Source organism: Streptococcus oralis (genome assembly GCF_003943415.1).
GTDB classification, from domain to species: Bacteria; Bacillota; Bacilli; order Lactobacillales; family Streptococcaceae; genus Streptococcus; species Streptococcus oralis_BJ.
The window spans coordinates 109,082-134,781 of the sequence record NZ_RJPK01000002.1 but is presented as its reverse complement, the minus strand read 5'-3'; the positions used below and the strand labels follow the sequence as shown (position 1 = coordinate 134,781).

29 protein-coding genes are annotated in these 25,700 nt (G+C 43.1%); 25 read left to right on the top strand and 4 right to left on the bottom strand.

All coding sequences use genetic code 11. The features are described from left to right. Positions 1-11 precede the first annotated feature (11 nt). Positions 12-1,397, top strand: coding sequence for a Cof-type HAD-IIB family hydrolase (locus D8801_RS03290; protein ID WP_125847844.1), 1,386 nt, complete (start codon positions 12-14; stop codon positions 1,395-1,397). 35 nt (positions 1,398-1,432) lie between these two features. Here the strand turns inward: D8801_RS03290 and D8801_RS03285 are convergent, their stop codons facing one another. Then, a complete protein-coding gene (locus D8801_RS03285) occupies positions 1,433-1,885 on the bottom strand; it encodes a universal stress protein (RefSeq protein ID WP_125847843.1) in 453 nt (150 codons plus the stop codon). A gap of 166 nt (positions 1,886-2,051) precedes the next feature. Here D8801_RS03285 and D8801_RS03280 point away from each other — a divergent pair, with 166 nt between their 5' ends. The 4 genes from D8801_RS03280 to D8801_RS03265 all read left to right on the top strand — a co-directional run bounded on the left by D8801_RS03280 (position 2,052) and on the right by D8801_RS03265 (position 6,093). After that, a complete protein-coding gene (locus tag D8801_RS03280; protein WP_125847841.1) occupies positions 2,052-2,351 on the top strand; it encodes a hypothetical protein in 300 nt (99 codons plus the stop codon). A 142-nt stretch (positions 2,352-2,493) separates the two neighbouring features. Further along, the gene (locus D8801_RS03275; RefSeq protein ID WP_125847839.1) at positions 2,494-3,708 is read left to right on the top strand and encodes a pyridoxal phosphate-dependent aminotransferase; all 1,215 of its coding nucleotides are present in this window, start codon (positions 2,494-2,496) and stop codon (positions 3,706-3,708) included. Between the two features lie 145 nt (positions 3,709-3,853). Beyond that, positions 3,854-3,988: a 50S ribosomal protein L34 gene (gene rpmH / locus D8801_RS03270; protein WP_000831905.1), complete on the top strand. Its 135-nt coding sequence runs from the start codon at positions 3,854-3,856 to the stop codon at positions 3,986-3,988. A 143-nt stretch (positions 3,989-4,131) separates the two neighbouring features. Further along, complete coding sequence (locus tag D8801_RS03265) at positions 4,132-6,093, top strand: peptide ABC transporter substrate-binding protein (protein ID WP_125847837.1); 1,962 nt, start codon at positions 4,132-4,134, stop codon at positions 6,091-6,093. Positions 6,094-6,184: 91 nt separating this feature from the next. Here the strand turns inward: D8801_RS03265 and D8801_RS03260 are convergent, their stop codons facing one another. Then, positions 6,185-8,029: an APC family permease gene (locus D8801_RS03260; protein ID WP_125847835.1), complete on the bottom strand. Its 1,845-nt coding sequence runs from the start codon at positions 8,027-8,029 to the stop codon at positions 6,185-6,187. 151 nt (positions 8,030-8,180) lie between these two features. On the opposite strand from D8801_RS03260, the gene D8801_RS03255 reads away from it, so the two are divergent. The 13 genes from D8801_RS03255 to pflA all read left to right on the top strand — a co-directional run bounded on the left by D8801_RS03255 (position 8,181) and on the right by pflA (position 19,333). Then, the gene (locus D8801_RS03255; protein ID WP_125848204.1) at positions 8,181-8,951 is read left to right on the top strand and encodes a TatD family hydrolase; all 771 of its coding nucleotides are present in this window, start codon (positions 8,181-8,183) and stop codon (positions 8,949-8,951) included. A gap of 2 nt (positions 8,952-8,953) precedes the next feature. Next, positions 8,954-9,517, top strand: coding sequence for a ribonuclease M5 (gene rnmV / locus D8801_RS03250; protein ID WP_125847833.1), 564 nt, complete (start codon positions 8,954-8,956; stop codon positions 9,515-9,517). Between the two features lie 11 nt (positions 9,518-9,528). Then, positions 9,529-10,383 (top strand): SDR family NAD(P)-dependent oxidoreductase, encoded by an 855-nt coding sequence (locus D8801_RS03245; protein ID WP_125847831.1) that lies wholly within the window; start codon positions 9,529-9,531, stop codon positions 10,381-10,383. 217 nt (positions 10,384-10,600) lie between these two features. Then, complete coding sequence (locus tag D8801_RS03240; RefSeq protein ID WP_125847828.1) at positions 10,601-10,936, top strand: ubiquitin family protein; 336 nt, start codon at positions 10,601-10,603, stop codon at positions 10,934-10,936. After that, positions 10,933-11,805: a 16S rRNA (adenine(1518)-N(6)/adenine(1519)-N(6))-dimethyltransferase RsmA gene (gene rsmA, locus D8801_RS03235; RefSeq protein WP_125847826.1), complete on the top strand. Its 873-nt coding sequence runs from the start codon at positions 10,933-10,935 to the stop codon at positions 11,803-11,805. Before D8801_RS03240 ends, rsmA begins: the two co-directional genes overlap by 4 nt. A gap of 1 nt (position 11,806) precedes the next feature. Next, positions 11,807-12,685, top strand: a complete 879-nt coding sequence (gene rsgA / locus D8801_RS03230) for a ribosome small subunit-dependent GTPase A (RefSeq protein ID WP_125847824.1) — start codon at positions 11,807-11,809, stop codon at positions 12,683-12,685. Between the two features lie 10 nt (positions 12,686-12,695). Next, entirely contained in the window at positions 12,696-13,352 is a 657-nt protein-coding gene (rpe, locus tag D8801_RS03225) for a ribulose-phosphate 3-epimerase (RefSeq protein WP_125847822.1), read from the top strand. Continuing rightward, positions 13,315-13,977, top strand: a complete 663-nt coding sequence (locus D8801_RS03220) for a thiamine diphosphokinase (RefSeq protein ID WP_125847820.1) — start codon at positions 13,315-13,317, stop codon at positions 13,975-13,977. Before rpe ends, D8801_RS03220 begins: the two co-directional genes overlap by 38 nt. Position 13,978: 1 nt before the next feature. Continuing rightward, positions 13,979-15,235, top strand: coding sequence for a DNA recombination protein RmuC (locus D8801_RS03215; RefSeq protein ID WP_185758489.1), 1,257 nt, complete (start codon positions 13,979-13,981; stop codon positions 15,233-15,235). After that, positions 15,225-16,166: a 3'-5' exoribonuclease YhaM family protein gene (locus D8801_RS03210; RefSeq protein WP_084936802.1), complete on the top strand. Its 942-nt coding sequence runs from the start codon at positions 15,225-15,227 to the stop codon at positions 16,164-16,166. The genes D8801_RS03215 and D8801_RS03210 overlap by 11 nt, the downstream gene beginning before the upstream one ends. 104 nt (positions 16,167-16,270) lie before the next feature. After that, positions 16,271-17,098, top strand: a complete 828-nt coding sequence (purR, locus tag D8801_RS03205) for a pur operon repressor (protein WP_002874197.1) — start codon at positions 16,271-16,273, stop codon at positions 17,096-17,098. A 66-nt stretch (positions 17,099-17,164) separates the two neighbouring features. Continuing rightward, positions 17,165-18,421, top strand: a complete 1,257-nt coding sequence (locus D8801_RS03200) for a diaminopimelate decarboxylase (protein ID WP_125847816.1) — start codon at positions 17,165-17,167, stop codon at positions 18,419-18,421. A gap of 117 nt (positions 18,422-18,538) precedes the next feature. After that, positions 18,539-19,333 carry a pyruvate formate-lyase-activating protein gene (gene pflA / locus D8801_RS03195; protein ID WP_001288281.1) on the top strand — a complete coding sequence of 265 codons (795 nt, stop codon included), beginning with the start codon at positions 18,539-18,541 and terminating at the stop codon, positions 19,331-19,333. Between the two features lie 73 nt (positions 19,334-19,406). Here pflA and yidC read toward each other — a convergent pair whose 3' ends face one another. Beyond that, entirely contained in the window at positions 19,407-20,327 is a 921-nt protein-coding gene (gene yidC / locus D8801_RS03190) for a membrane protein insertase YidC (RefSeq protein ID WP_125848202.1), read from the bottom strand. Between the two features lie 77 nt (positions 20,328-20,404). After that, positions 20,405-20,683 carry an acylphosphatase gene (locus D8801_RS03185; protein ID WP_038804579.1) on the bottom strand — a complete coding sequence of 93 codons (279 nt, stop codon included), beginning with the start codon at positions 20,681-20,683 and terminating at the stop codon, positions 20,405-20,407. A gap of 33 nt (positions 20,684-20,716) precedes the next feature. Between D8801_RS03185 and D8801_RS03180 the strand changes: the two genes are divergently transcribed. The 7 genes from D8801_RS03180 to D8801_RS03150 all read left to right on the top strand — a co-directional run bounded on the left by D8801_RS03180 (position 20,717) and on the right by D8801_RS03150 (position 25,687). Beyond that, entirely contained in the window at positions 20,717-21,457 is a 741-nt protein-coding gene (locus tag D8801_RS03180) for a TrmH family RNA methyltransferase (protein ID WP_125847814.1), read from the top strand. Positions 21,458-21,511: 54 nt separating this feature from the next. Beyond that, positions 21,512-22,195: a Bax inhibitor-1/YccA family protein gene (locus tag D8801_RS03175; protein WP_001076868.1), complete on the top strand. Its 684-nt coding sequence runs from the start codon at positions 21,512-21,514 to the stop codon at positions 22,193-22,195. A gap of 110 nt (positions 22,196-22,305) precedes the next feature. Then, positions 22,306-23,298 (top strand): aspartate--ammonia ligase, encoded by a 993-nt coding sequence (gene asnA / locus D8801_RS03170; RefSeq protein WP_125847812.1) that lies wholly within the window; start codon positions 22,306-22,308, stop codon positions 23,296-23,298. 64 nt (positions 23,299-23,362) lie between these two features. Then, positions 23,363-23,902, top strand: coding sequence for a 16S rRNA (guanine(966)-N(2))-methyltransferase RsmD (gene rsmD / locus D8801_RS03165; protein ID WP_125847810.1), 540 nt, complete (start codon positions 23,363-23,365; stop codon positions 23,900-23,902). Further along, positions 23,892-24,380, top strand: a complete 489-nt coding sequence (coaD, locus tag D8801_RS03160) for a pantetheine-phosphate adenylyltransferase (RefSeq protein ID WP_125847808.1) — start codon at positions 23,892-23,894, stop codon at positions 24,378-24,380. The genes rsmD and coaD overlap by 11 nt, the downstream gene beginning before the upstream one ends. Then, positions 24,364-25,401, top strand: a complete 1,038-nt coding sequence (locus D8801_RS03155; RefSeq protein ID WP_061418156.1) for a SepM family pheromone-processing serine protease — start codon at positions 24,364-24,366, stop codon at positions 25,399-25,401. Before coaD ends, D8801_RS03155 begins: the two co-directional genes overlap by 17 nt. Positions 25,402-25,456: 55 nt before the next feature. Then, on the top strand, positions 25,457-25,687 hold the full coding sequence (locus tag D8801_RS03150; RefSeq protein WP_080980999.1) for a DUF1146 family protein: 231 nt from the start codon (positions 25,457-25,459) through the stop codon (positions 25,685-25,687). The last annotated feature ends 13 nt before the right edge of the window (positions 25,688-25,700 follow it).

The window sequence follows — 25,700 nt, the reverse complement described above, 5'->3', positions numbered from 1 at the left end:
AATGGGATAGGATGGAAGTCAAAGCTGTTTTTTTTGATATCGATGGAACGCTAGTCAACGATCGTAAGAGTGTTTTGAAATCCACTAAGGACGCGATTCGGATTGTGAAAGAACAAGGGGTACTTGTCGGAGTGGCGACAGGACGGGGGCCTTTCTTTGTCAAGGAATTGATGGAGGATTTAGATCTGGATTTTGCAATAACTTATAACGGACAATATATCTTTAACAAAGAAAAAGTCTTATTTGCTAGCCCGATTGCCAAGTCAAGTCTGCGTCAACTGATTGCCTATGCTAAAAAGGAGCGAAAAGAAATCGCTCTTGGAACCGAGCATGCTGTTGTTGGTTCGAAAATTATGTCATTTGGTCTCGGATCCTTTTCACAGCTGGTTAGCCGTTTCATTCCAACTGGCTTAACAAGAACCGTTAGCCGTTCCTTTAATCGAATGGTCAGCAAGGCAGTTCCTCAAAAGGAAGATGATCTACTTCGTTTGATCAATGAACCAATCTATCAAGTGTTAATGCTGATGACACCCGAAGAATCTGAGAAAGCTGCAAGTGATTTTGACGACTTGAAATTAACTCGAAGCAATCCTTTTGCTGCAGATATCATCAACCAAGGGAACTCCAAACTAGAAGGCATTCGCCGAGTTGGGAAAGAGTATGGCTTTGATCTCAACCAAGTCATGGCCTTTGGTGACTCAGACAACGACCTGGAAATGTTGGCAGGTGTTGGTATGTCAGTCGCTATGGGAAATGGCAGTAGCAGTGTTAAAGGAGTTGCCAAGCACATTACAGCAAGTAACCAACAAGATGGCATCCACAAGGCGCTCGAGCACTTTGGTGTTTTGGCTTCAGAAAAAGTGTTTGTCAGTCGGGACTACCACTTTAATAAAGTCAAGACCTTCCATCACATGATGGATGAACGAACTCAGGAAGAACCACAGGCATGGGATATTGAAGGGGCGACCCATCGTGCAGACTTTAAAATTGAAGAATTAGTAGAGTTTGTCCGCGCGGCAAGTTCTTCGGAGGAAGAATTCCAGCAGTCACTTGCAAGCATGCATGCGGCACTTGATAAGGCAGCCGAAAAGGTGAGGCAAAAAACGCCTGCCCAAAAAGATCTAATCGGGCAGGTTGATGCCTTAATCGATACACTGTATTTTACTTACGGCAGTTTTGCCCTGATGGGAGTGGATCCAGAACGCATCTTTGATATTGTGCATGAGGCAAACATGGGGAAGGTGTTTCCTGATGGAAAAGCCCATTTTGATCCAGTTACACATAAAATCTTAAAACCGGATGACTGGGACGAAAAATATGCTCCAGAACCTGCTATCAGAAAGGAACTGCAGCGTCAACTCAAGGCTTATGAGCGACATAAAGAGAGAAATAAGTAAGAAAAAAGGGAGCCTAGCAGGCTCCTTTTGTGTTCCTATAATGTTTTTTCTTGTTCTCTTACGACCAGTAAGTCGACTTTTGCATGGCGGAGAATGTACTCAGATGAAGAGCCAACCAAGAGGCGTTCAAAGGCATTAAGACCTGTTGCACCGACGAGAATCAGGTCAACATTTTCTGCGTCTGGAATGGTACGGGCAAGGAGGGTTTTCGGATTTCCCATTTCGATGACGATGTGAATATCCGTCACGCCCGCATCTCTCGCACGCTTTTCGTACTCCTTCATCAAACTTTCAGCGTCGACTTGGAGTTCTTCGTAAACTTCAGCATCAAAGGTGGACACGCTTTGAAGAGCGCGTGTGTCAATAACATGGGCGATGGTGAGTTTGGATTCGTTGCGTAGAGCAGTGTAAACACCTTTGACGAAAGCCAAGTCTGCCTCTTTAGAACCATCAATTGCAACCATAACATTTTGGTAACGTTGTGCCATAATGAAACCTCCTGAAATTTTCTTACTTTTATTGTAATCCTTTTCACTAAAGAAGTAAAGTAAAAATCATATTTAAATAAATATTATCGGAGATTCGATTTGGTGGAGATATGTTAAAATAAAAGAAAACGGGATATTAGGAAACATAGTGAAGGGACGAGAAAGTATGAAAGAGTCTGTTCAAGCTTCTAAAAAAATAAGTCTTCTTTATCATGGAATTATCCTTGCATCACTTGTAGGAGAAGTAGTGATGCTTTGGCAGCTGGAAAGAGTCGTGCCTATTCTCTATCCAGGTTTTGTTGGATTTCTTCTCTTTCACCTAGTCTACCACATCATTTTATTTGTGATTGCAAAGAGAAGTGGTCGCTTGGACTATTTGATCCCGTGGGGGCTCTTTCTCATGTTTAATCTTTTGTATGATTCCTTTTTAGCATTGGTCTTTCTAGGTTTGTCTTTTGGTATGTGAGAAATGATTCTTCCTTCTAGTTATTTAGACGGTGAGAACCTAGTCGTTGTAAGTTTTTTCTTTGTTTGCTCATTTCAGGAAACTTGTCGCAATCCCTTTCTAGTGGTATAATGTTACTATCTCGATGAATTGAGGAAACAAGATGAAAGAATATAACAAGTCTAGTAAGTTAGAGCATGTTGCCTATGATATCCGTGGCCCTGTTTTGGAAGAAGCTATGCGGATGCGAGCAAATGGTGAAAAGATTTTACGCCTGAATACAGGAAATCCAGCAGAATTTGGCTTTACAGCACCAGATGAGGTCATTCATGATTTGATTATGAATGCGCGTGATAGTGAGGGGTATTCTGACTCCAAAGGGATTTTCTCAGCCCGTAAGGCCATCATGCAGTATTGTCAACTGAAGAACTTCCCAAATGTGGATATTGATGATATTTACCTTGGAAATGGTGTCAGTGAGCTGATTGTTATGTCCATGCAAGGGCTTTTGGATAATGGCGATGAGGTCTTGGTGCCTATGCCAGACTATCCTCTCTGGACAGCCGCGGTCAGCCTAGCTGGGGGAAATGCCGTTCACTATATCTGTGATGAAGCTGCAGAATGGTACCCAGATATTGACGATATCAAGTCAAAAATTACTTCCAATACCAAGGCTATCGTCCTTATCAACCCAAATAACCCAACTGGAGCCCTTTATCCTAAGGAACTCTTGCTGGAGATTATTGAGATTGCTCGTCAAAACGATTTGATTATCTTTGCGGATGAGATTTATGACCGTATGGTGATGGATGGGCATGTACACACGCCTGTGGCAAGCTTGGCACCAGATGTCTTCTGTGTCAGCATGAATGGTCTGTCAAAATCCCACCGTATCGCTGGTTTCCGTGTAGGTTGGATGGTCTTGTCTGGGCCTAAAACCCATGTTAAAGGCTATATCGAAGGTCTCAATATGCTGTCCAACATGCGCCTTTGTTCTAACGTTTTGGCCCAGCAAGTCGTACAAACATCACTAGGTGGGCACCAGTCAGTGGACGAATTACTCCTTCCTGGTGGTCGTATCTATGAGCAAAGAAACTTCATTTACAATGCTATTCAAGATATTCCAGGTTTGTCTGCGGTCAAGCCAAAGGCGGGTCTTTATATCTTCCCTAAAATTGACCGCAATATGTACCGCATCGATGATGATGAACAGTTCGTCCTTAATTTCTTGAAACAGGAAAAGGTTCTCTTGGTTCATGGTCGTGGTTTTAACTGGAAGGAACCAGACCATTTCCGTATCGTTTACCTCCCACGTGTGGACGAATTGGCGCAAATCCAAGAAAAGATGACTCGTTTCTTAAAACAGTATCGTAGATAAGGGCTTTCATAGGAAAAGCTAGAAAACATTTGCTTGGAGCTATTGACAAAAGTGGCAGAATCAGATAGAATAGTAAAGTATGTTTAGTAACTGATCACTTTATAGCCGGCTAAACGAATACAAAATCTATGAGGAGGTATTCATCGTGAAACGTACTTATCAACCAAGTAAACTTCGTCGTGCGCGCAAACACGGATTCCGTAACCGTATGTCAACTAAAAACGGTCGTCGCGTATTGGCAGCTCGTCGTCGTAAAGGACGCAAAGTTTTGGCTGCATAATCCAAACGAATTCAACAAAGAAGTCAGTAGGAACTCGAGTCTACTGGCTTTTCTTTTTTCCTATAATATCAGTCTGTAAATACTTTATATTTTTTCTGAAATAATGTATAATGTTTCATATACTATAAAAATGGAGAACAGTTATGAAGAAATCAAAAGCCCTCCTACTAGGGGCTGGAATTTTAAGTGCAAGCTTCTTGATGGCGGCTTGTAGTTCGGCACAATCAAATACAGATAAAACCTACTCTTATGTATTTGCAAGCAATCCAGATACATTAGACTATATCACTTCAACACGTGGCTCGACCTCTAGCATTACGACAAACTTGATTGATGGTTTGTTGGAAAATGATAAGTACGGCAATCTCGTCCCTTCTATGGCAGAGTCATGGACTGTATCAAAAGATGGTTTGACCTATACCTACAAAATCCGCCAAGGGGCTAAGTGGTATACCTCTGAAGGAGAAGAATACGCTGAAGTGACAGCTCATGACTTTGTGACGGGTCTCAAGTATGCAGCGGATAAAAAGGCTGAGAACTTGTACTTGGTACGGGATTCGATCAAAGGTTTGGCAGATTATGTCGAAGGGAAAACATCTGACTTTGAGACGGTTGGAGTCAAGGCAGTGGACGACTATACTCTCCAATACACCTTGAACAAGCCGGAGTCTTATTGGAATTCAAAGACAACAGGAGGAATTTTGAGTCCTGTCAATGAAGCCTTTTTGAAATCTAAGGGAGACGATTTTGGAAGTGTTACTCCATCTAGTATCTTATCCAATGGGCCATACTTGTTCAAGTCTTTCACTTCAAAATCTTTAATTGAGTTTGAAAAGAACCCTAATTACTGGGATAAGGACAATGTCAAGATTGAGAAGGTAAAACTTTCCTTCTATGATGGTTCAGACCAAGATAGTTTGGCTCGAGGATTCTTAGAAGGCAATTACACAGACGGACGTATCTTCCCGACAAGTTCTGTCTTTGACCAGCTGAAAAAAGGGAATGAAGATAAGATTACCTATACTCCTCAGGATGCTGTGACTTTCTACTATCTCTTCAATGTCAACCGTCAAAGTTACAATCAAACCATGAAACAGACGGATAAAGAAAAAACAGATTCGCGTCTAGCTATGCAAAATAAAGACTTCCGTCAGGCGATTAACTTTGCCTTTGACCGTCATGCCTACGCTGCCCAGACAAATGGAGAAGATGGAGCTGACCGTATCCTTCGAAACACTGTCACACCAAGCAACTTTGTTCAAATCGGTGGAAAGAATTTTGGAGATGCTGTCAATGAAAAGATGGTCAACTATGGTTCAGAGTGGTCAAATATTAATCTGAATGACGCGCAACCTGCTTTCCTGAATGCTGATAAAGCCAAGGCAGAATTTGCCAAAGCCAAAGAAAGTTTGCAGGCAGAAGGTGTGACCTTCCCTATCCATTTAGACATGCCGGTAGACCAGACTGCCAAGTTGGATGTACAGCAAGCAAGTTCTTTCAAGCAGACGGTTGAGGAGACACTTGGATCAGATAATATTGTTATCGATGTGATTCAATTGTCTCCAGACGAGAAAGACAATGCAACCTTCTTTGCTGACACAGCTGAACAAAAGGACTATGACATCGATATTTCGGGCTGGAGTGGAGATTACTCTGATCCTAAGACATATCTTGACCTCTTGGATCCAGACTCTGGTTCTCAGTTAAAAAATCTTGGCCTGACTCCAGGGAAAGACAATGATGTCAAGGAAAAAATCGGTCTCTCTACCTACAAGAAGTTGTTGGACACAGCAGACAATGAGGTTGAAAATACTCAGACTCGCTATGAAAAATTTGCTGAAGTTCAAGCTTGGCTAACAGATAGTGCTCTCTTTCTGCCAGTTCAAAGTGGAGGAGCTAATCCAATATTCCGTAAGACTGTACCGTTCACAGGAGCCTTCTCATTTGTCGGACACAAAGGGGATGCGGATAACTACAAATACCTTGAGTTGCAAAAAGAACCCGTGACTGCGAAACAGTACCAAGAACTTTATGAAAAATGGCAAAAAGAAAAAACTGAGTCCAATAAAAAAGCTCAGGAAGATTTAGCTAACCACATTCAATAATATTCCTAGTCATGCTTTTTAGTTAAGCATAGTGGCTGGATTCAGAAAAAGGCCCCACCAGACGCTTTTTGGTTCTGGTAGGGCCTTTTCTTTATTCTTTTAAGTGATAAGAGTAGCTAGCGACAACGACGTCTTCATGCCATCTGAGAGCGTATTTTAGTTTGAGGCTCATTTGATTGTGCAGGATATTTTGCCAAGGCTTGTTAGGGATAAACTGTGGGACAAGGACTGTAACGGTGTAGTTTTTTTGCTTAGCTTCTTGGGCGATTCGCTTGACATACTTAACGCTAGGGGTGATGATGTCGCGGTAGCTGGTATTGATATTCTTCAGAGTGATATTTGGGAAGTAATCGGCAAATTCCTGAAGGATTTCTTGGTCTTTTTCAACCGTTTCTTTAGTAGAAATGTGCATGGCTAACACTTCGTCACCGATGCTTTGAGCGTAGTTAATGGCTCCGACACTTACTCGAGTAACATTTCCTACTAGGACAAGGACAAGGTTGCCGTCGTAAGTGCGTTTTTCAATTCCTTCATAGAGTCGTAGTTGTTTTGCCACTTTTTGGTAATGGTTGTGAATGGACAAAAAGAGGAAGGTTAAGACTAGGATAATTGGGAAGAAAGGCCAGATATCACCCAGTCTGAAGAGGAGTAAAATGAGGACAATGGCATAACAAATGATGGCCCCAAGGATATTAGCAAAGGCAGGTTTTAAGAAGTTTGCTCCTTTTTCCTTTTTCCAATGGCGAATCATTCCAGTCTGAGAAAGAGCAAAGGGGACGAAGACCCCGATAGTATAAAGAGGAATCAAGCGTTCAGTATTCCCGTTAAAAATGAGAAGAAGGATCATAGCCCCGAAGGCCAGAGTTAAGATACCGTTGGAGTAGCCGAGACGATCCCCCTTTTCCATAAAGAGATGGGGCATGTACTTGTTTTTAGCCATATTGTAAGCTAGCATAGGGAAGGCTGAAAAGCCAGTATTTGCAGCTACAGCTAGAATTAAGGCTGTTGAGAACTGGAAGAGATAGTAGCTAGCATGACCAAAGAATGAATCACCAAGAATGCCCTTGGCCATTTGCGAAAGGATGGTTTCTCCGTTTTGAGGCGTGATGCCCATCCAGTAGTTTAGGAAGGTGATGCCTGCAAAAAGAAATCCTAAAATCAGCGACATGATGGTTAAGGTCTGAGCAGCATTCTTTTCTTTCGGAGTTTTGAAAAATGGTACCGCATTTGAAATAGCCTCAACCCCTGTCAGAGAGGCCGAACCGCTGGTAAAGGCTCTCAATAGGAGAACGATGGAAAGGCTCGGAACAGTTTGTCCAATGGTTGAAGTCGCCTGATAGTTTAGGGAACCTGTAAATAGTTGAAAGAATCCATAAAGCAAGAGAAAGACGGTACTGAAGATAAAGAGGTAGACGGGAATCATCAGAGAGCTGGCAGATTCTTTCAATCCTCTTAAATTCAAGAGCATGAGCAGGCAGACTAGGAAAATAGAGATATGAAGATTGTAGGGATGGAGGGCAGGGATGGCTGCTGTAATAGCATCAGCTCCAGACGCAACGGATACGGCTACTGTCAGCATATAGTCAACAAGGAGGCTGCCCCCTGCAATCAAGCCTAGTTCAGGGGAGAGATTTTCCCGAGTGACCATATAAGCCCCTCCACCTTGAGGATAGGCATGAATGATTTGACGATAGGAAATAGTCAAACTAGCGAGCAGTAAGAGGACAAAAATACCGATAGGGAGGCTCCACCAAATGGCGAGAGGAGAGAGGCTAACTAAAACGAGAATGACTTGTTCAGGTCCATAGGCAATAGAAGACAGGGCATCACTGGATAACATTGCAAGTGCCTGCATTTTTCCAAGTAATCCCCCTTCGCCGTCTGTGAGAGACTTGAGTGGTCGACCGATAAAGGTATATTTTAATTTTCTAAACATTTTCTTTTCCTTTGCTGAAAATTTCAATAAGTGTTATTATACTGCTTTGAAAAAAGGCAGTCAAGGGAGAATGATTGGTATTAGAATATTTTTACAAGCCGAGGAATGCTATTTTTGGTATAATAGATGGAAGAAAATGAGGTTAGAAGAGATGATTTTTGATACGCACACACATTTAAATGTAGAGGAATTTGCAGGACGTGAGGCAGAAGAAATCGCCTTGGCTGCTGAGATGGGCGTAACTCGGATGAACATTGTTGGTTTTGACAAGCCGACCATTGAACGGGCCCTAGAGTTGGCAGATGAGTATGAGCAACTCTACGCAACTATTGGCTGGCATCCAACGGAAGCAGGGACTTACACAAACGAGGTCGAAGCTTACTTGCTTAAAAAGCTAAAACATCCCAAGGTTGTTGCCTTGGGTGAGATTGGCCTGGACTACCATTGGATGACAGCACCTAAGGAAGTGCAGGAACAGGTTTTTCGTCGTCAGATTCAGCTGTCTAAGGACTTGAATTTGCCTTTTGTGGTCCATACCCGTGATGCGTTAGAAGATACCTATGAGATCATCAAGAGCGAAGGTGTTGGTCCTCGTGGTGGGATTATGCACTCATTTTCAGGCTCTCTTGAGTGGGCTGAGAAGTTTGTCGAGCTTGGCATGACCATTTCTTTCTCAGGAGTGGTGACCTTTAAGAAAGCGACGGATATTCAGGAGGCTGCGCAGAACTTGCCTTTGGACAAAATCCTCGTCGAGACAGATGCGCCTTATCTGGCACCTGTTCCCAAACGTGGCCGAGAAAACAAAACAGCCTATACACGCTATGTGGTGGACTTTATCGCCGACTTGCGTGGGATGACGGCAGAAGAATTAGCTACTGTGACAAGTGCCAATGCAGAGCGTATTTTTGGGTTGGAAAAATAATCATGAAAGAAAAAATTTCCCAAGTCATCGTAGTCGAAGGTCGCGATGATACGGCCAATCTCAAACGTTATTTTGACGTAGAGACCTATGAGACACGAGGATCGGCAATCAATGATCAGGATATAGAACGCATTCAGCGCCTGCATGAACTGCATGGAGTCATTGTCTTTACAGATCCTGACTTTAACGGTGAGCGCATTCGTCGCATGATTATGACGGCCCTTCCGACAGTTCAGCATGCCTTTCTCAAACGAGATGAAGCGGTTCCCAAGTCCAAGACCAAGGGACGTTCTCTGGGAATCGAACATGCTAGCTATGAGGACTTGAAAACAGCGCTGGCTCAGGTGACAGAGCAGTTTCAAAACGAGAACGAGTTTGACATCAGTCGCAGCGACTTGATTCGCCTTGGTTTCCTAGCGGGAGCAGACAGTCGTAAGCGCCGAGAATATCTGGGGGAAACCCTCCGCATCGGCTATTCCAATGGTAAGCAACTCCTCAAGCGGTTGGAGTTGTTTGGAGTAACTATGGCAGAAGTGGAAGAAGTGATGACTAAGTATTCAGACTAGTGGAGTCAGAAATGAAAAAAGTAATTATTACGGGTGGTAACAGTGGTATTGGATACCAGGCTGCTAAACAGTTAGCTGAAAAGGGCTGGTCGGTAACTCTCTTTTGTAGACGGAAAGAAGCTGCCGAGCAAGCCTGTGAGAAAATTTGCCAACAAACAGGAAATCTACATGTAGATTATATTTTGGTTGATCTATCTGATATGAAGAGTGTCAGGAAAGCAGTGGAACAGTATATTCAAAGAGAAGACTCTCTAGACGTTCTAATTAACAATGCAGCTGACTTTGATTTGTCAGTCAAAAAGCCCATCCTGACTAAGGATGGTTTAGAAAAGCAATTTGCGACCAATGTTGTTGCACCCTTCCTACTTTCTTTCCTATTGAAAGGTTTGTTGGAAAAGTCAGAGAGTGGACGGATTATTAATATTTCTTCTCAAGGGCTGATACTCTATCCTTTCATGAAACTTGATTTTGAAAATTTAGCTGGTCAAAAATGTTACAGTCCTGCCAAGACCTATTATCAAAATAAACTGGCCTTGTTGATGCTGTCACTTTATATGCGAGAACATTGGGAAGGCATCAAAATTCACGCAATTCGTGTGACCAATGTCAAAGTAGATATGAGCCGCTACAATCACCTCAACACTTTTATGAAAAATCTGTATAAAATTAAGTCAAAATTTTCGATTAGCCCTGAAGAAATGGCCAAAGTTTACACGGTCTTATCTACAGAAGAACTCTATGAAGGATTTTTGTATGACGAGAAATGCAGGGAAGTAAAAGCAAATGTATCTGCTTACGAAGAAGAGGAGCAAGAAAAACTCTATTCTTTGCTTGAGCACCTGACTTTTTCAAGAGACAATCCATAAAGGATGAGAAAAATAAATTTCATGGGCTGCTTCAATAGTGGAAGGAAATTCAGATATCTAAATCTGTTTGGAGTGACCTTGGCAGAAGTGGAAGAGGTTATGAAATCTTATGATAATAGTTGAGCAGACCTCAAAATGCATGGAGAATGTGTTACAATAGAGGTACTTAGATTTATTTTGATAGCGTTCAAATAGAAACTTATAAGGAGAGAGCAAAATGAAAATCCGAGTTGATAGAGATTCTGTCTGTATGGGTGATGATGTATTACCTCATGAGGTAGAATTTGAAGTTCCGGAAGACATGACGGTGAAAGATTTTTTTGATTTTCTAGAAATGGAATGTTACCTACCTTCTGTCCAAGGGAATAATGTTGCCTGGGAACTTCGTAATAGAAACGGGGAACACGGAGTTTATTTCACCAAAACACGAGAAATCATTCATCCAGATGCACTCCTAAAAGAAATGGTGGAAGGATTTGATGGAACACCCTTATTTGTTTTGCTCTATCATTATACTCCAGAAGCTTACTATATTAGAAAAGAGAATAAATGAGAATTGCAGATTATAGCGTGACCAAGGCAGTGCTGGAGCGTCACGGTTTTACCTTTAAAAAGTCCTTCGGGCAAAATTTCCTGACGGATACCAATATCCTTCAAAAAATCGTGGATACAGCTAAAATTGATGATCAGGTTAATGTCATCGAAATCGGGCCAGGTATTGGTGCCTTGACAGAATTTTTGGCTGAGCGTGCGGCTCAAGTTATGGCCTTTGAGATTGACCACCGTTTGGTGCCGATTTTGGCAGATACCCTGCGTGATTTTGACAATGTAACCGTAGTCAACGAGGACATTCTCAAGGTCGATTTGGCGCAGCATATTCAGAATTTTAAAAATCCTGACCTGCCAATCAAGGTAGTAGCCAACTTGCCTTACTATATCACAACGCCTATTCTCATGCACTTGATCGAGAGTGGAATTCCTTTTAGTGAGTTTGTGGTCATGATGCAGAAAGAAGTGGCAGATCGTATTTCTGCTCAGCCAAATACCAAGGCTTACGGTAGTTTGTCGATTGCAGTTCAGTATTACATGACAGCCAAGGTTGCCTTCATCGTGCCTCGTACAGTATTTGTACCAGCTCCAAATGTGGATTCGGCTATCTTGAAAATGGTGCGCCGTCCAGAACCTGCAGTAGCAGTAACTGACGAGAACTTCTTCTTTAAGGTTTCCAAGGCTAGCTTCACCCATCGTCGTAAAACCTTGTGGAATAACCTGACAGGTTACTTTGGCAAGACTGATGACGTCAAGGAAAAGTTGACCAAGGCTTTGGATCAAGCAGGTTTGTCTCCAAGTGTACGTGGAGAAGCACTAGGCTTGGAAGAATTTGCTAGTCTTTCAGATGCGCTTAAAGGACAAGGACTCTAAGATGCAGGGACAAATCATTAAAGCCTTGGCGGGCTTCTACTATGTGGAGAGTGAGGGTCAAGTTTACCAGACACGCGCGCGTGGGAATTTCCGTAAAAAAGGGCACACGCCTTATGTCGGAGATTGGGTAGATTTTTCTGCGGAGGAAAATTCAGAAGGTTACATTCTCACGATTCACGAAAGGAAAAACAGTCTGGTTCGCCCACCTATTGTTAATATTGACCAAGCTGTGGTTATCATGTCGGCTAAGGAGCCTGATTTTAATAGCAATTTGCTGGATCGTTTCTTGGTTCTTTTGGAGCACAAGGGCATCCATCCCATCGTCTATATTTCTAAAATGGATTTGCTGGAAGATAGGGAAGAATTAAGTTTTTTCCAACAAACCTATCGTGCTATTGGTTACGACTTTGTGACTAGTAAGGAGGAGCTCTTGTCTCTGTTGACAGACAAGGTTACGGTCTTTATGGGGCAGACAGGTGTTGGGAAGTCAACCCTTCTCAATAAAATCGCACCGGACCTCAATCTTGAAACAGGAGAAATTTCAGATAGTCTTGGTCGTGGTCGTCATACCACTCGAGCTGTGAGTTTTTACAATCTCAATGGGGGTAAAATCGCAGACACGCCAGGATTTTCATCGCTGGATTATGAAGTGTCAACGGCTGAAGACCTCAATCAGGCCTTTCCAGAGATTGTCAGTGTCAGTCGAGACTGTAAATTCCGTACTTGTACCCATACCCATGAGCCGTCCTGTGCAGTCAAGCCAGCTGTCGAAAAGGGTACCATTGCAACCTTCCGTTTTGACAACTACCTGCAATTCCTCAGTGAGATTGAAAATCGCAGAGAAACCTATAAAAAAGTCAGCAAAAAAATTCCAAAATAAGGAGAAACCTATGTCTCAATACAAGATTGCTCCGTCAATTCTGGCAGCAGATTATGCCAACTTTGAACGTGAAATCAAACGTCTAGAAGCAACTGGGGCTGAATATGCCCATATCGATATCATGGATGGTCACTTTGTACCTCAGATCAGTTTTGGTGCAGGTGTGGTTGAAAGCCTTCGTCCTCATAGCAAGATGGTCTTTGATTGCCACTTGATGGTGGCGAATCCTGAGCATCATCTAGAGGACTTTGCGCGTGCAGGGGCAGATATCATCAGTATCCATGTAGAAGCAACGCCTCATATCCATGGTGCCCTCCAAAAAATTCGCTCTCTTAGTGTCAAACCTTCTGTTGTTATCAATCCTGGTACGCCTGTCGAGGCGATTAAGCATGTCCTTCACCTAGTTGACCAAGTCTTGGTCATGACGGTTAACCCTGGCTTTGGTGGTCAAGCTTTTCTGCCTGAAACCATGGACAAGGTTCGTGAGTTGGTTGCCCTTCGTCAGGAAAAAGGTTTGAACTTTGAGATCGAAGTCGATGGTGGGATTGATGATCAAACCATTGCTCAAGCCAAAGAAGCTGGAGCGACCGTTTTTGTAGCAGGGTCTTATGTCTTTAAGGGAGATGTCAATGAACGAGTGCAAACTCTCAGAAAACAATTGGACTAGGATTGCCGTTTTTGCAGGCGGAGATCGCGGTCATTATCGGACAAATTTTGATTGCTTTGTCGGTGTGGATCGAGGCTCGCTTTGGGTCTTGGAAGAAGATCTGCCTCTCACTCTAGCAGTTGGAGATTTTGATTCGGTGACTGCAGACGAACGTCAGTTGATTCAAAAGCGTGCCCAGCGCTTTATCCAAGCCCAGCCAGAAAAGGATGATACAGATCTGGAATTGGCTCTCTTAACCATCTTTGAGCAAAATCCCCAGGCTCAGGTGACTATTTTTGGAGCTCTTGGTGGTCGAATTGACCATATGCTGGCCAATGTTTTTCTACCTAGCAATCCCAAGTTGGCACCCTATATGCGCCAGATAGCGATTGAGGATGGGCAAAATGTGATTAGCTATTGTCCAGAAGGGACCAGTCAGCTAGAGCCCCGTTCAGACTATGACTATCTAGCCTTTATGCCGGTTCGGGATAGCCAGTTGACCATTCTCGGTGCCAAGTATGAGCTGACTGAGGAGAATTTTTTCTTTAAAAAAGTGTACGCTTCTAACGAATATATAGATAGGGAAGTTTCGGTAACTTGCCCAGATGGCTATGTCGTCGTGCTGCATAGTAAGGACAGGAGGTAGGATGGAGACTGTATTATTACTATTATTAATTGCCAATCTAGCTGGGCTCTTTCTGATTTGGCAAAGGCAGGACAAGCAGGAGAACTATCTGACCAAGAGTTTAGAAGACCAGGCAGATCATCTTTCAGATCAATTGGATTATCGTTTTGAACAAGCCAGGCAAGCCAGCCAGCTAGATCAAAAAGATTTGGAAGTGGCTGTCAGTGACCGTTTGCAAGAAGTGCGAATGGAGTTGCATCAAGGTCTGACTCAAGTTAGACAGGAGATGAACGAGAATCTCCTTCAAACCAGAGACAAGACCGACCAACGCCTCCAAGCCTTGCAAGAATCAAATGAGCAACGCTTGGAACAAATGCGCAAGACAGTCGAGGAAAAGTTGGAAAAGACCTTACAGACACGCTTACAGGCTTCCTTTGAGACGGTTTCCAAGCAACTGGAGTCTGTCAATCGTGGCCTGGGAGAAATGCAGACAGTTGCCCGTGATGTCGGAGCCCTCAACAAGGTTCTCTCAGGAACCAAAACGCGAGGAATTCTGGGAGAATTGCAACTGGGGCAAATCATCGAAGACATCATGACGCCAGCCCAGTACGAACGAGAATACGCAACGGTTGAAAACTCTAGCGAGCGAGTAGAGTATGCCATCAAGTTACCCGGGCAAGGCGACCAGGAAACCGTCTACCTGCCAATTGACTCCAAGTTTCCACTGGCAGATTATTACCGCTTAGAAGAAGCCTATGAAGCAGGTGATAAGGATGAAATCGAACGTTGCCGTAAGTCACTCCTAGCCAGTGTTAAGCGTTTCGCCAAGGATATCAAGAGCAAGTATATAGCGCCACCTCGGACAACTAATTTTGGAGTCTTGTTTGTTCCGACAGAAGGTCTTTATTCAGAGATTGTTCGCAATCCTATCTTCTTTGATGATTTGAGACGGGAGGAGCAGATTATTGTCGCGGGTCCAAGTACCCTATCAGCCTTGCTTAATTCCCTATCAGTTGGCTTCAAAACCCTCAATATCCAAAAGAGTGCCGACCATATCAGCAAAACTCTTGCCAGTGTCAAGACCGAGTTTGGCAAGTTCGGAGGCATTCTGGTCAAGGCACAAAAACATCTCCAACATGCCTCTGGCAATATTGATGAATTATTAAACCGTCGCACCACAGCTATTGAGCGGACGCTCCGTCACATTGAGTTATCAGAAGGTGAGCCTGCGCTTGATCTACTCCATTTCCAAGAAAATGAGGAAGAATATGAAGATTAGTCACATGAAAAAAGATGAGCTGTTTGAAGGTTTTTACCTGATCAAGTCAGCTGACCTGAGACAGACGCGTGCTGGGAAAAACTACCTAGCCTTTACCTTCCAAGACGATAGTGGCGAGATTGAAGGGAAACTCTGGGATGCCCAACCTCATAACGTTGAGGCCTTTACCGCTGGGAAAGTAGTCCACATGCAGGGACGTCGAGAAGTTTATAACAACACTCCTCAAGTCAATCAAATTACTCTCCGCCTGCCTCAGCCTGGCGAACCCAACGATCCAGCTGATTTCAAGGTTAAGTCGCCAGTTGATGTCAAGGAAATCCGTGACTACATGTCGCAGATGATTTTCAAGATTGAAAATCCTGTCTGGCAGCGTATCGTTCGCAGTCTCTACACCAAGTATGATAAGGAATTCTACTCCTATCCAGCTGCCAAGACCAACCACCATGCCTTTGAAACGGGTTTGGCCTATCATACAGCAACCATGGTGCGCTTGGCAGATGCCATTAGTGAGATCTATCCTCAGCTCAACAAGAGCCTCCTTTATGCTGGGATTATGCTGCACGACTTGGCCAAAGTTTTAGAGCTCAGTGGTCCGGATCAAACTGAATACACAGTGCGAGGCAATCTCATCGGCCATATAGCCCTCATCGATAGCGAAATTACCAAGACAGTCATGGAACTCGGCATCGATGATACTAGAGAAGAAGTGGTGCTACTGCGCCATGTCATCCTCAGTCATCATGGCTTGCTAGAGTATGGAAGTCCAGTCCGTCCACGCATTATGGAGGCAGAGATTATCCATATGATTGACAATCTAGATGCCAGCATGATGATGATGTCAACAGCTCTGGCTTTGGTGGACAAAGGAGAGATGACCAATAAAATTTTCGCTATGGACAATCGTTCCTTCTATAAACCAGATTTAGATTAATAATTTAAGAAAAACGAGCATTTTTTACGCAATAATGTTCGTTTTTTTATGTGAATATGGTATAATGGATAAAATATCAAAATTAAATGGAATGGTAAATAAAAATGAAATTAAGAAGAAGTGATCGGATGGTTGTCATTTCCAACTATTTGATTAATAATCCATACAAACTAACCAGTCTCAACACCTTTGCAGAAAAGTACGAATCTGCTAAATCATCGATTTCAGAGGATATCGTGATTATCAAGCGTGCCTTTGAGGAAATCGAAATCGGCCATATTCAGACTGTGACTGGAGCAGGTGGTGGCGTTATCTTTACACCATCAATTTCTAGTCATGAAGCTAAAGAAATGATTGCAGACTTGCGTGACAAACTTTCAGAAAGTGATCGTATCTTGCCGGGCGGCTATATCTATCTGTCTGATCTGCTCAGTACACCTGCCATTTTGAAAAATATTGGGCGTATCATTGCCAAGAGCTTTATGGACCAAAAAATCGATGCCGTTATGACAGTAGCAACAAAAGGTGTGCCACTCGCAAATGCAGTTGCCAATGTCCTCAACGTTCCATTTGTCATTGTGCGACGTGACTTGAAAATCACTGAAGGTTCAACGGTCAGCGTCAACTATGTATCAGGTTCAAGCGGTGACCGTATTGAGAAAATGTTCCTTTCAAAACGCAGCCTCAAGGCAGGCAGTCGTGTCTTGATTGTGGATGACTTCCTAAAAGGTGGTGGAACTGTCAACGGGATGATTAGTCTCTTGCGTGAGTTCGATTCTGAATTGGCTGGTGTCGCAGTCTTTGCAGACAATGCCCAAGAAGAACGTGAAAAACAGTTTGATTACAAGTCACTCTTGAAAGTAACCAATATTGATGTCAAGAACCAATCCATCGATGTTGAGATTGGAAATATCTTTGACGAAGACAAATAAGAGATAGAACTAAAGGTTGGAACGATTGTCCCAGCCTTTCTTTGCAAACAGAATAGAAGGATGCTTATGAAAACACCATTTATCAGCCGTGAAGATTTAGAAACAATTGTTGCAGAGTTCCCGACTCCCTTCCACTTGTATGACGAGAAGGGGATTCGTGAAAAAGCAAGAGCAGTCAACCAGGCCTTTTCCTGGAATAAGGGATTTAAAGAATATTTTGCAGTCAAGGCCACTCCAACCCCAGCCATCTTGAAAATCCTCAAAGAGGAAGGTTGTGGTGTGGACTGTTCTAGTTATGTAGAGCTCTTGATGAGTCATAAACTTGAATTTGCAGGTTCTGAGATCATGTTCTCTTCTAACAATACCCCAGACCAAGAGTACGCTTATGCGCGTGAATTGGGCGCAACCATTAACTTGGATGCCTTTGAAGACATTGAACATCTGGAGCGTGCAGCAGGCATTCCAGAAATCATCTCTTGTCGTTACAATCCTGGTGGTGTTTTTGAACTGGGGACAGACATTATGGACAATCCTGGAGAAGCCAAGTTTGGCATGACCAAGGACCAGCTTTTTGAAGCCTTTGCGATTTTGAAGGAAAAAGGAGCTAGGACTTTTGGGATTCATTCCTTCCTAGCATCCAATACCGTGACCCATCTCTACTATCCAGAGTTGGCCCGTCAGCTCTTTGAATTAGCTGTGGAAATCAAGGAAAAATTGGGCATTTCGCTGGACTTTATTAACCTTTCTGGCGGAATCGGTGTTAACTACCGCCCAGACCAGGAGCCAAATGACATTGCTGTGATTGGTGAGGGGGTGCGTAAGGTTTATGAAGAAGTCCTTACGCCGGCAGGTCTTGGGCAGGTCAAGATTTTCACTGAATTGGGCCGTTTTATGTTGGCACCGCACGGGGTTCTTGTCACAACAGTCACCCATAAAAAGAAAACTTATCGTACCTATCTAGGTGTGGATGCATCAGCAGTCAACCTCATGCGCCCAGCCATGTATGGAGCCTACCACCATATCACCAATCTGACCCATCCAGACGGACCAGTTGAGGTCGTAGACGTGGTCGGTTCACTCTGTGAAAACAATGATAAATTTGCCATTAATCGCGAACTACCTCATACAGAAATCGGTGATTTGCTGGTGATTCATGATACAGGTGCACATGGATTCTCCATGGGTTATCAGTACAATGCCAAACTGCGTTCAGCGGAAATCCTCTATACCGAAGAAGGTAAAGCCCGCCAAATCCGCCGTGCAGAGCGTCCTGAGGACTATTTTGCAACCTTGTATGGTTTTGATTTTGAACCCGATCATTAAAAAAATGAAAATGAAAGTGAAAAACAGATTGCTTTCTAAAAAATAGACAAAAATCTTGTTTTTCCCTCAAGTCGTGATATAATAAAACTATAAAACGGTTTCAAGGAAGGTGACGATATGTCTGAAGAAACAATTGACTATGGACAAGTGACAGGAATGGTGCATTCGACAGAGAGTTTTGGGGCGGTAGATGGTCCTGGGATTCGTTTTATTGTCTTTTTGCAGGGTTGTCACATGCGTTGCCAGTACTGTCATAACCCTGATACATGGGCTATGGAGACCAATAAATCACGCGAACGGACAGTAGACGATGTCTTGACAGAAGCCCTTCGCTACCGTGGTTTCTGGGGAGACAAGGGAGGAATCACTGTCAGTGGTGGAGAGGCTCTCTTACAGATTGATTTCTTGATTGCCCTCTTTACCAAGGCCAAGGAAAAAGGAATCCACTGTACCTTGGATACCTGCGCCCTTCCATTCCGTAATAAACCACGTTATCTCGAAAAGTTTAATAAACTCATGGCTGTGACAGATTTGGTTCTCTTGGATATCAAGGAAATCAACGAAGAACAGCACAAGATTGTCACTAGCCAAACCAATAAAAATATCTTGGCCTGTGCCCAGTACCTATCAGATATTGGGAAGCCTGTTTGGATTCGCCATGTGCTGGTTCCGGGATTGACAGATAGAGATGAGGATTTGATTGAACTTGGTAAATTCGTCAAAACCCTCAAAAACGTTGACAAATTTGAAATCCTACCTTATCACACTATGGGAGAATTCAAGTGGCGTGAACTTGGGATTCCATATTCGCTCGAAGGAGTCAAACCTCCAACAGCGGACCGTGTTAAGAATGCCAAGGAATTGATGGATACAGAAAGTTATCAAGACTATATGAAACGTGTACATGGATAAAAAGAAGCCTGATGGAAACATCGGGCTTTTGTGATGCAAAAAGACTTAGCCTTTCAGCTAAGCCTTTTGAGTCTTATCTAGATCGTTGTTTGCCAGAGTTGCGGTTTTTCTTTTTCTTATTGGTCGTGATCGCTTGAGCCTGCTTAGGAGTCACATCTTTTCTTGCACCTGCAGAAGGGCTGACTTTCGGAGGGTTCTTTTCGTATTCTTCACGTACTTTTTGACGAAGTTTTGGACGAACGACATAGTTGACGATAAATTGTTGGAGAATCATCATGAAACCACCGACAACCCAGTAAAGCGTCACACTAGCTGGTGAGAAGAGGGAGAAGACCACAATCATGAGTGGGCTCATGTAGATCATTTTCTTGAGCTGTTCTCTTTGCATCTCATCTTCTACGCCATGAAGCGAGAGGATTGATTGGAGATAGTAGAGGACACCAGCAAAGGCTACGAGGATCATACTTGGTGAACCAAGTTCGATACCCAAGAAGGTAGAGCTAGCTACCCCTTCAGTGTGCTGGGCTGCAAAGTAGATAGCAGAGAAGAAAGGCATTTGGAGCAAGATAGGGAAACATCCGACGCCTCCTAGCATGCTGATACCATGTTCTTTTTGGGCGGCAAAGAGAGCTTGTTGAGCCTTAAGTTTTTCTTCTTGAGTTGTTGCTTCTTTGAGACGTGTTTGATGTGGTTCAAGCACGTGTTTGAGGGCGTTCATCTTTTCAGAGTGAAGCGTCGCTTTCCACGATTGGTAGATACCGAGTGGCAAGATAATCAAACGCACGATAATGGTGACGATGATAATCCCCATCCCAAAACCAAGTCCCATATCATTAGCAAAGTATTTGATGGCCTCTGCCATAGGCGCTCCGATGGTGTTCCAGATAAATCCAGTCGGTTCTCCAGTCGTTTTATCAACAGAAACACAGCCTGTCAAGATAAGTAGCATAGCCACTCCCATAGCAGAGAGGGCAAAACGTTTAATAGATTTCAATGTTTTCATTCCTTCTTTAAAAATTATACCTTTCTATTCTACTGTTTTTTTGTAAAATATACAATAGTTCTGGAGACCTAATTTGCGACTTTGAAGTCTGAATAGGATGAAAAGTTGCTCATCTGCACATCCAGATAGGTGACTTTTGAGAAAGGTGTAGGGCCTTTTCGGATTTCTTGGATAAATTTCGCCATGGTAGCAGAGGAGTCTGTCTGAGCGAGAATTTCCACTGTACCATCGTCGTTATTCCAGACACGACCAGTGATGCCACCGATTTCAAGCGCTAGAGTATAAACACCCCAGCGAAAACCAACACCCTGCACCCTACCTTGGGCAATCATTCTAACCTTTTGCATACTAACCCCCTTTAATTGTGTTATAATGTTTCTATGACTATTATAACCTCAAAAGCCAATTCTGTGGTGAAAAATGCCAAGAAATTGCATCAAAAAAAATATCGAAAGTCTGCCTATTTGATTGAAGGTTGGCACTTATTCGAAGAAGCTGTTCAAGCAGGAGTAACGATTGAGAAAATCTTTGCCCTAGAAAGTCACCGAGATCAGTTAGCTGCTTTTCCTCAAACTGTCTGGATTTCAGAGGAGATTTTGCGGGATTTGGCAGATACGCAAACTCCTCAGGGCATTGTCGCAGTTATTCAAAAAGAAGAAGTGGGACTGCCTGATCTTCGTCAGGGCAAGTTTCTATTTTTAGAAGACGTTCAAGATCCTGGCAATGTGGGTACTATGATTCGGACTGCGGATGCTGCAGGTTTTACAGGGGTTATTGTCTCAGACAAGTCAGCAGATATATACAGTCTCAAGACCCTGCGTTCCATGCAAGGCAGTCATTTTCACTTGCCCATCTATCGGATGTCTCTTGCTTCCTTTGTAGAAGAGGCTAAGAAGACTGCTATGCCCATTCTAGCAACGACCTTATCCAAAGAATCCAAGGACTATCGTGAGCTTTCTACCCTAGAAGATTTTGTTTTAGTCATGGGAAATGAAGGGCAGGGGATTAGTTCTATCATGGCTGAGAGTGCTGACCAGCTGGTTCATATTGGCATGAAGGGTCGAGCAGAGAGTCTCAATGTTGCCATTGCCGCAGGCATTTTGATGTTTTATTTCAGCTAATTTATAAAAACTTTGTTATAATCAAGACATATTTATAGAAAAAGGAGAATCAGAATGAATCAAACAATTATTCAAGAACGTTCAGGTCTCAATCAATTTTACGCTAAGGTTTATGCCTTTGTGGGGCTTGGGATTGGTCTATCAGCTCTGGTGTCAGCTTTGATGTTGACAGTCTTTCAGTCCCAATTGATCTACTTTTTAATGCATGGCCGTCTCTGGTTGATGATTGCAACTTTTGCAGAACTTGGTCTGGTCTTTGTTGCAAGTAGCATGGCTGCAAAAAATAGCCCAGCAGCTCTGCCAGTATTTTTAGTTTATTCTGTTTTAAATGGATTTACGCTTAGTTTTGTCGTAGCCTTCTATACACCTGGAACCGTCTTATCAGCCTTTGTATCCAGTGCCCTTCTTTTCTTTGTCATGGCGGCAATCGGGATTTTCACCAAGAAAGATTTGAGTGGAATGGGACGAGCTCTGATGGCGGCGCTTGTTGGCCTCATCATTGCCATGATTGTGAATATTTTCTTGGCTAGTGGCTTCTTTGACTACATGATTAGTATTGCCATGGTTTTGGTCTTCTCAGGTTTGATTGCTTGGGATAACCAAAAGATTCGCTATGTTTATGAGCAGTCAAGAGGACAAGTAGCGACAGGTTGGGTCATTTCAATGGCGCTCAGCATCTATCTAGACTTTATCAACCTCTTCCTTAGCATCTTACGAATTTTTGGTCGAAACGATTAAAAGTCTATAGAGTCAGTGTTCCAAAGAGCACTGACTTTCTCTTATTTACCCTTTTCTTTTCTTGGAAATAGGTGTATAATGCTTTTAATTAATTTTTTGAGGAGTAGCTTATGAAGAAAAGTTTTATCCAGCAACAAGAAGAAATTTCCTTTGTCAAAAACACTTTTACCCAGTATTTGAAAGATAAGTTAGAAGTTGTCGAAGTTCAAGGTCCTATCTTGAGTAGGGTCGGCGATGGGATGCAGGATAACCTTTCAGGTGTTGAAAATGCAGTAACTGTGAAGGTCTTGCAAATTCCAGATGAAACCTATGAGGTCGTTCATTCACTTGCTAAATGGAAACGCCATACCTTGGCTCGTTTTAGTTTCGGTGAGGGTGAGGGTCTATTTGTTCACATGAAGGCCCTTCGTCCAGACGAAGATTCACTTGATGCTACCCACTCTGTTTATGTAGACCAGTGGGACTGGGAAAAAGTGATTCCAAACGGACAACGCAATGTCGCTTATCTCAAAGAAACAGTTGAAAAGATTTACAAGGCTATTCGTCTGACAGAGCTAGCAGTAGAAGCTCGCTATGATATCGAATCGATCTTGCCAAAACAAATCACCTTTATCCATACAGAAGAGTTGGTAGAACGTTACCCAGACTTGACACCAAAAGAGCGTGAAAACGCAATCTGTAAAGAGTTTGGTGCAGTCTTCTTGATTGGTATTGGTGGCGAGTTGCCTGACGGGAAACCTCATGACGGTCGTGCACCTGACTACGATGATTGGACAACAGAGTCTGAAAATGGCTACAAGGGATTGAATGGGGATATCCTGGTTTGGAATGAACCTCTTGGCTGTGCCTTTGAACTTTCCTCAATGGGGATTCGGGTAGATGAAGACACGCTTCGTCGCCAAGTTGCCCTTACAGGAGACGAAGATCGTCTGGAGTTGGAATGGCATAAGGCTCTGCTTAACGGCCTTTTCCCATTGACAATCGGTGGGGGTATCGGACAGTCTCGGATGGCCATGTTCCTTCTTCGTAAGAAACACATTGGAGAAGTTCAGACCAGTGTCTGGCCTCAAGAAGTCCGCGATACTTACGAAAATATCTTGTAGAGAATCGAACCGCAAGGTTCGGTTTTCTTTCTCTTTTTGCCTATAATTTGGTATAATAAACGGTATGAAAATCGTATCAGGAATCTATGGAGGGCGTCCCCTCAAGACGCTAGAAGGCAAGACGACTAGGCCGACATCTGATAAGGTGAGAGGAGCTATCTTTAACATGATAGGTCCCTATTTTGAGGGTGGTCGTGTCTTGGATCTTTATGCAGGCAGTGGCGGTCTGTCTATTGAAGCTGTGTCAAGAGGCATGTCCAGTGCTGTCTTAGTGGAACGGGATCGAAAGGCACAAGCTGTCATCACTGAAAATATCCAGATGACCAAGGAAGTTGGAAAATTTCAATTCCTCAAGATGGATGCGGAACGAGCTCTGGAGCAGGTATCTGGACCCTTCGATCTCATTTTTTTAGACCCTCCCTATGCCAAGGAACAAATCGTTGCAGATATCGAAAAAATGGCAGAAAGAAACCTTTTCTCCCAAGAGGTCATGGTTGTCTGCGAAACCGATAAGTCTGTAGAACTCCCAGAAGAAATCGCCTGCTTAGGCATCTGGAAGGAAAAAATATATGGGATTAGTAAGGTGACAGTTTATGTCAGATAAAATTGGATTATTTACAGGTTCATTTGATCCGATGACAAATGGACATCTGGATATCATTGAACGTGCCAGCAAACTCTTTGATAAGCTCTATGTCGGGGTTTTCTACAATCCCCACAAACAAGGCTTTCTCCCCGTTGAAAATCGCAAACGAGCAGTTGAAAAAGCTGTGGCGCATTTAGGTAATGTAGAGGTGTTGGCTTCTCATGACCAACTAGTCGTCGATGTCGCAAGAAGACTGGGTGCTAAAACTCTTGTCCGTGGCTTGCGGAATGCTACAGACTTGCAATATGAGGCTAGTTTTGACTACTACAATCATCAACTGGCTCCAGAGATCGAGACTGTCTACCTATATAGTCGCCCAGAGCATCTCTATATCAGCTCGTCAGCCATGAGAGAGCTCCTGAAGTTTGGTCAGGAGATTCAGCAATATGTCCCAAACAGTGTCGTGGAGGAATTAGAACATGAAGAAAAAAACTAGATGGCCCTTATATGTCATCCTAGCACTAGTATTGACGTTTTTGGCCTTTGTAGTACCTTTACCTTACTACATAGAAGTTCCAGGTGGAGCGGAAGATATTCGTCAAGTTTTAAAAGTCAATGAAACAGAAGATACGGAAGCAGGAGCTTACCAGTTTGTGACAGTCGGTATTCAGCATGCAACCCTGTCGCATCTTGTTTATGCTTGGCTGACTCCATTTACGGATATTAGAAGCGCTCAGGAGACAACGGGTGGCTCTACTGATGCAGAGTTTATGCGGATCAATCAGTTCTACATGCAAACTTCTCAAAACATGGCCAAATATCAAGGTTTGAAGACGGCAGGCAAGGATATCGAACTCAAGTACCTAGGAGTTTATGTCTTGACCGTGACGGACAATTCAACTTTTAAGGGTATTTTGAATATTGCGGATACAGTGACGGCTGTTAATGATAAGACCTTTGACAGTTCCAAGGACTTGATTGATTATGTCAATTCTCAAAAACTAGGAGATCCAGTCAAGGTAACCTACGAAGAAGACGGAAGAGTCAAGACTGCTGAAGGTAAAATTATCACTCTTGAAAATGGGAAAAACGGAATTGGGATTGGTTTGATTGACCGTACGGAAGTGACTAGTGACGTTCCGATTCGCTTCTCCACAGCTGGTATCGGTGGGCCAAGTGCCGGTCTCATGTTTAGTCTAGCTATTTATACCCAGATAGCAGATCCAGGTCTGCGTAATGGTCGTATCGTAGCAGGTACGGGAACCATTGATCGCGATGGAAATGTTGGCGATATTGGTGGAATTGACAAAAAAGTAGTTGCAGCCTCTCGTCAGGGAGCCAACATCTTTTTTGCTCCTGACAATCCAGTCACCGAGGAAGCGAAAAAAGCAGATCCCAATGCGAAAAGCAACTATGAAACAGCCCTAGAAGCTGCTAAAACAATCAAGACAGAGATGAAAATCGTGCCCGTTAAAACCTTGCAGGATGCGATTGATTATCTTAAAAACAATCCCTAATCTGTAGAAAAATCGAAAACTAGCGCACAAGCGGATAAGATGATATAATAGTCAAATGGTTCAATTATTATTCACTTTAAGTAGTCATATGCTCTTTATTTATTTGAGTTTTTATCTTTTGAAAGATCTTGTGAGATGGGAAAAGGTTTTAAAAGTGACCGCTATTAACACAAAAAAAGTTCGTTTGTTGGTAGGCTTCTTTAGTATTGTAATGGGCTACATCTTGAGTTCATTCTTTATCAGTTTGTACCAACTGTGGCAAGAAGCACTTAGAGGACTATTATAAAATCAAAAGTAAA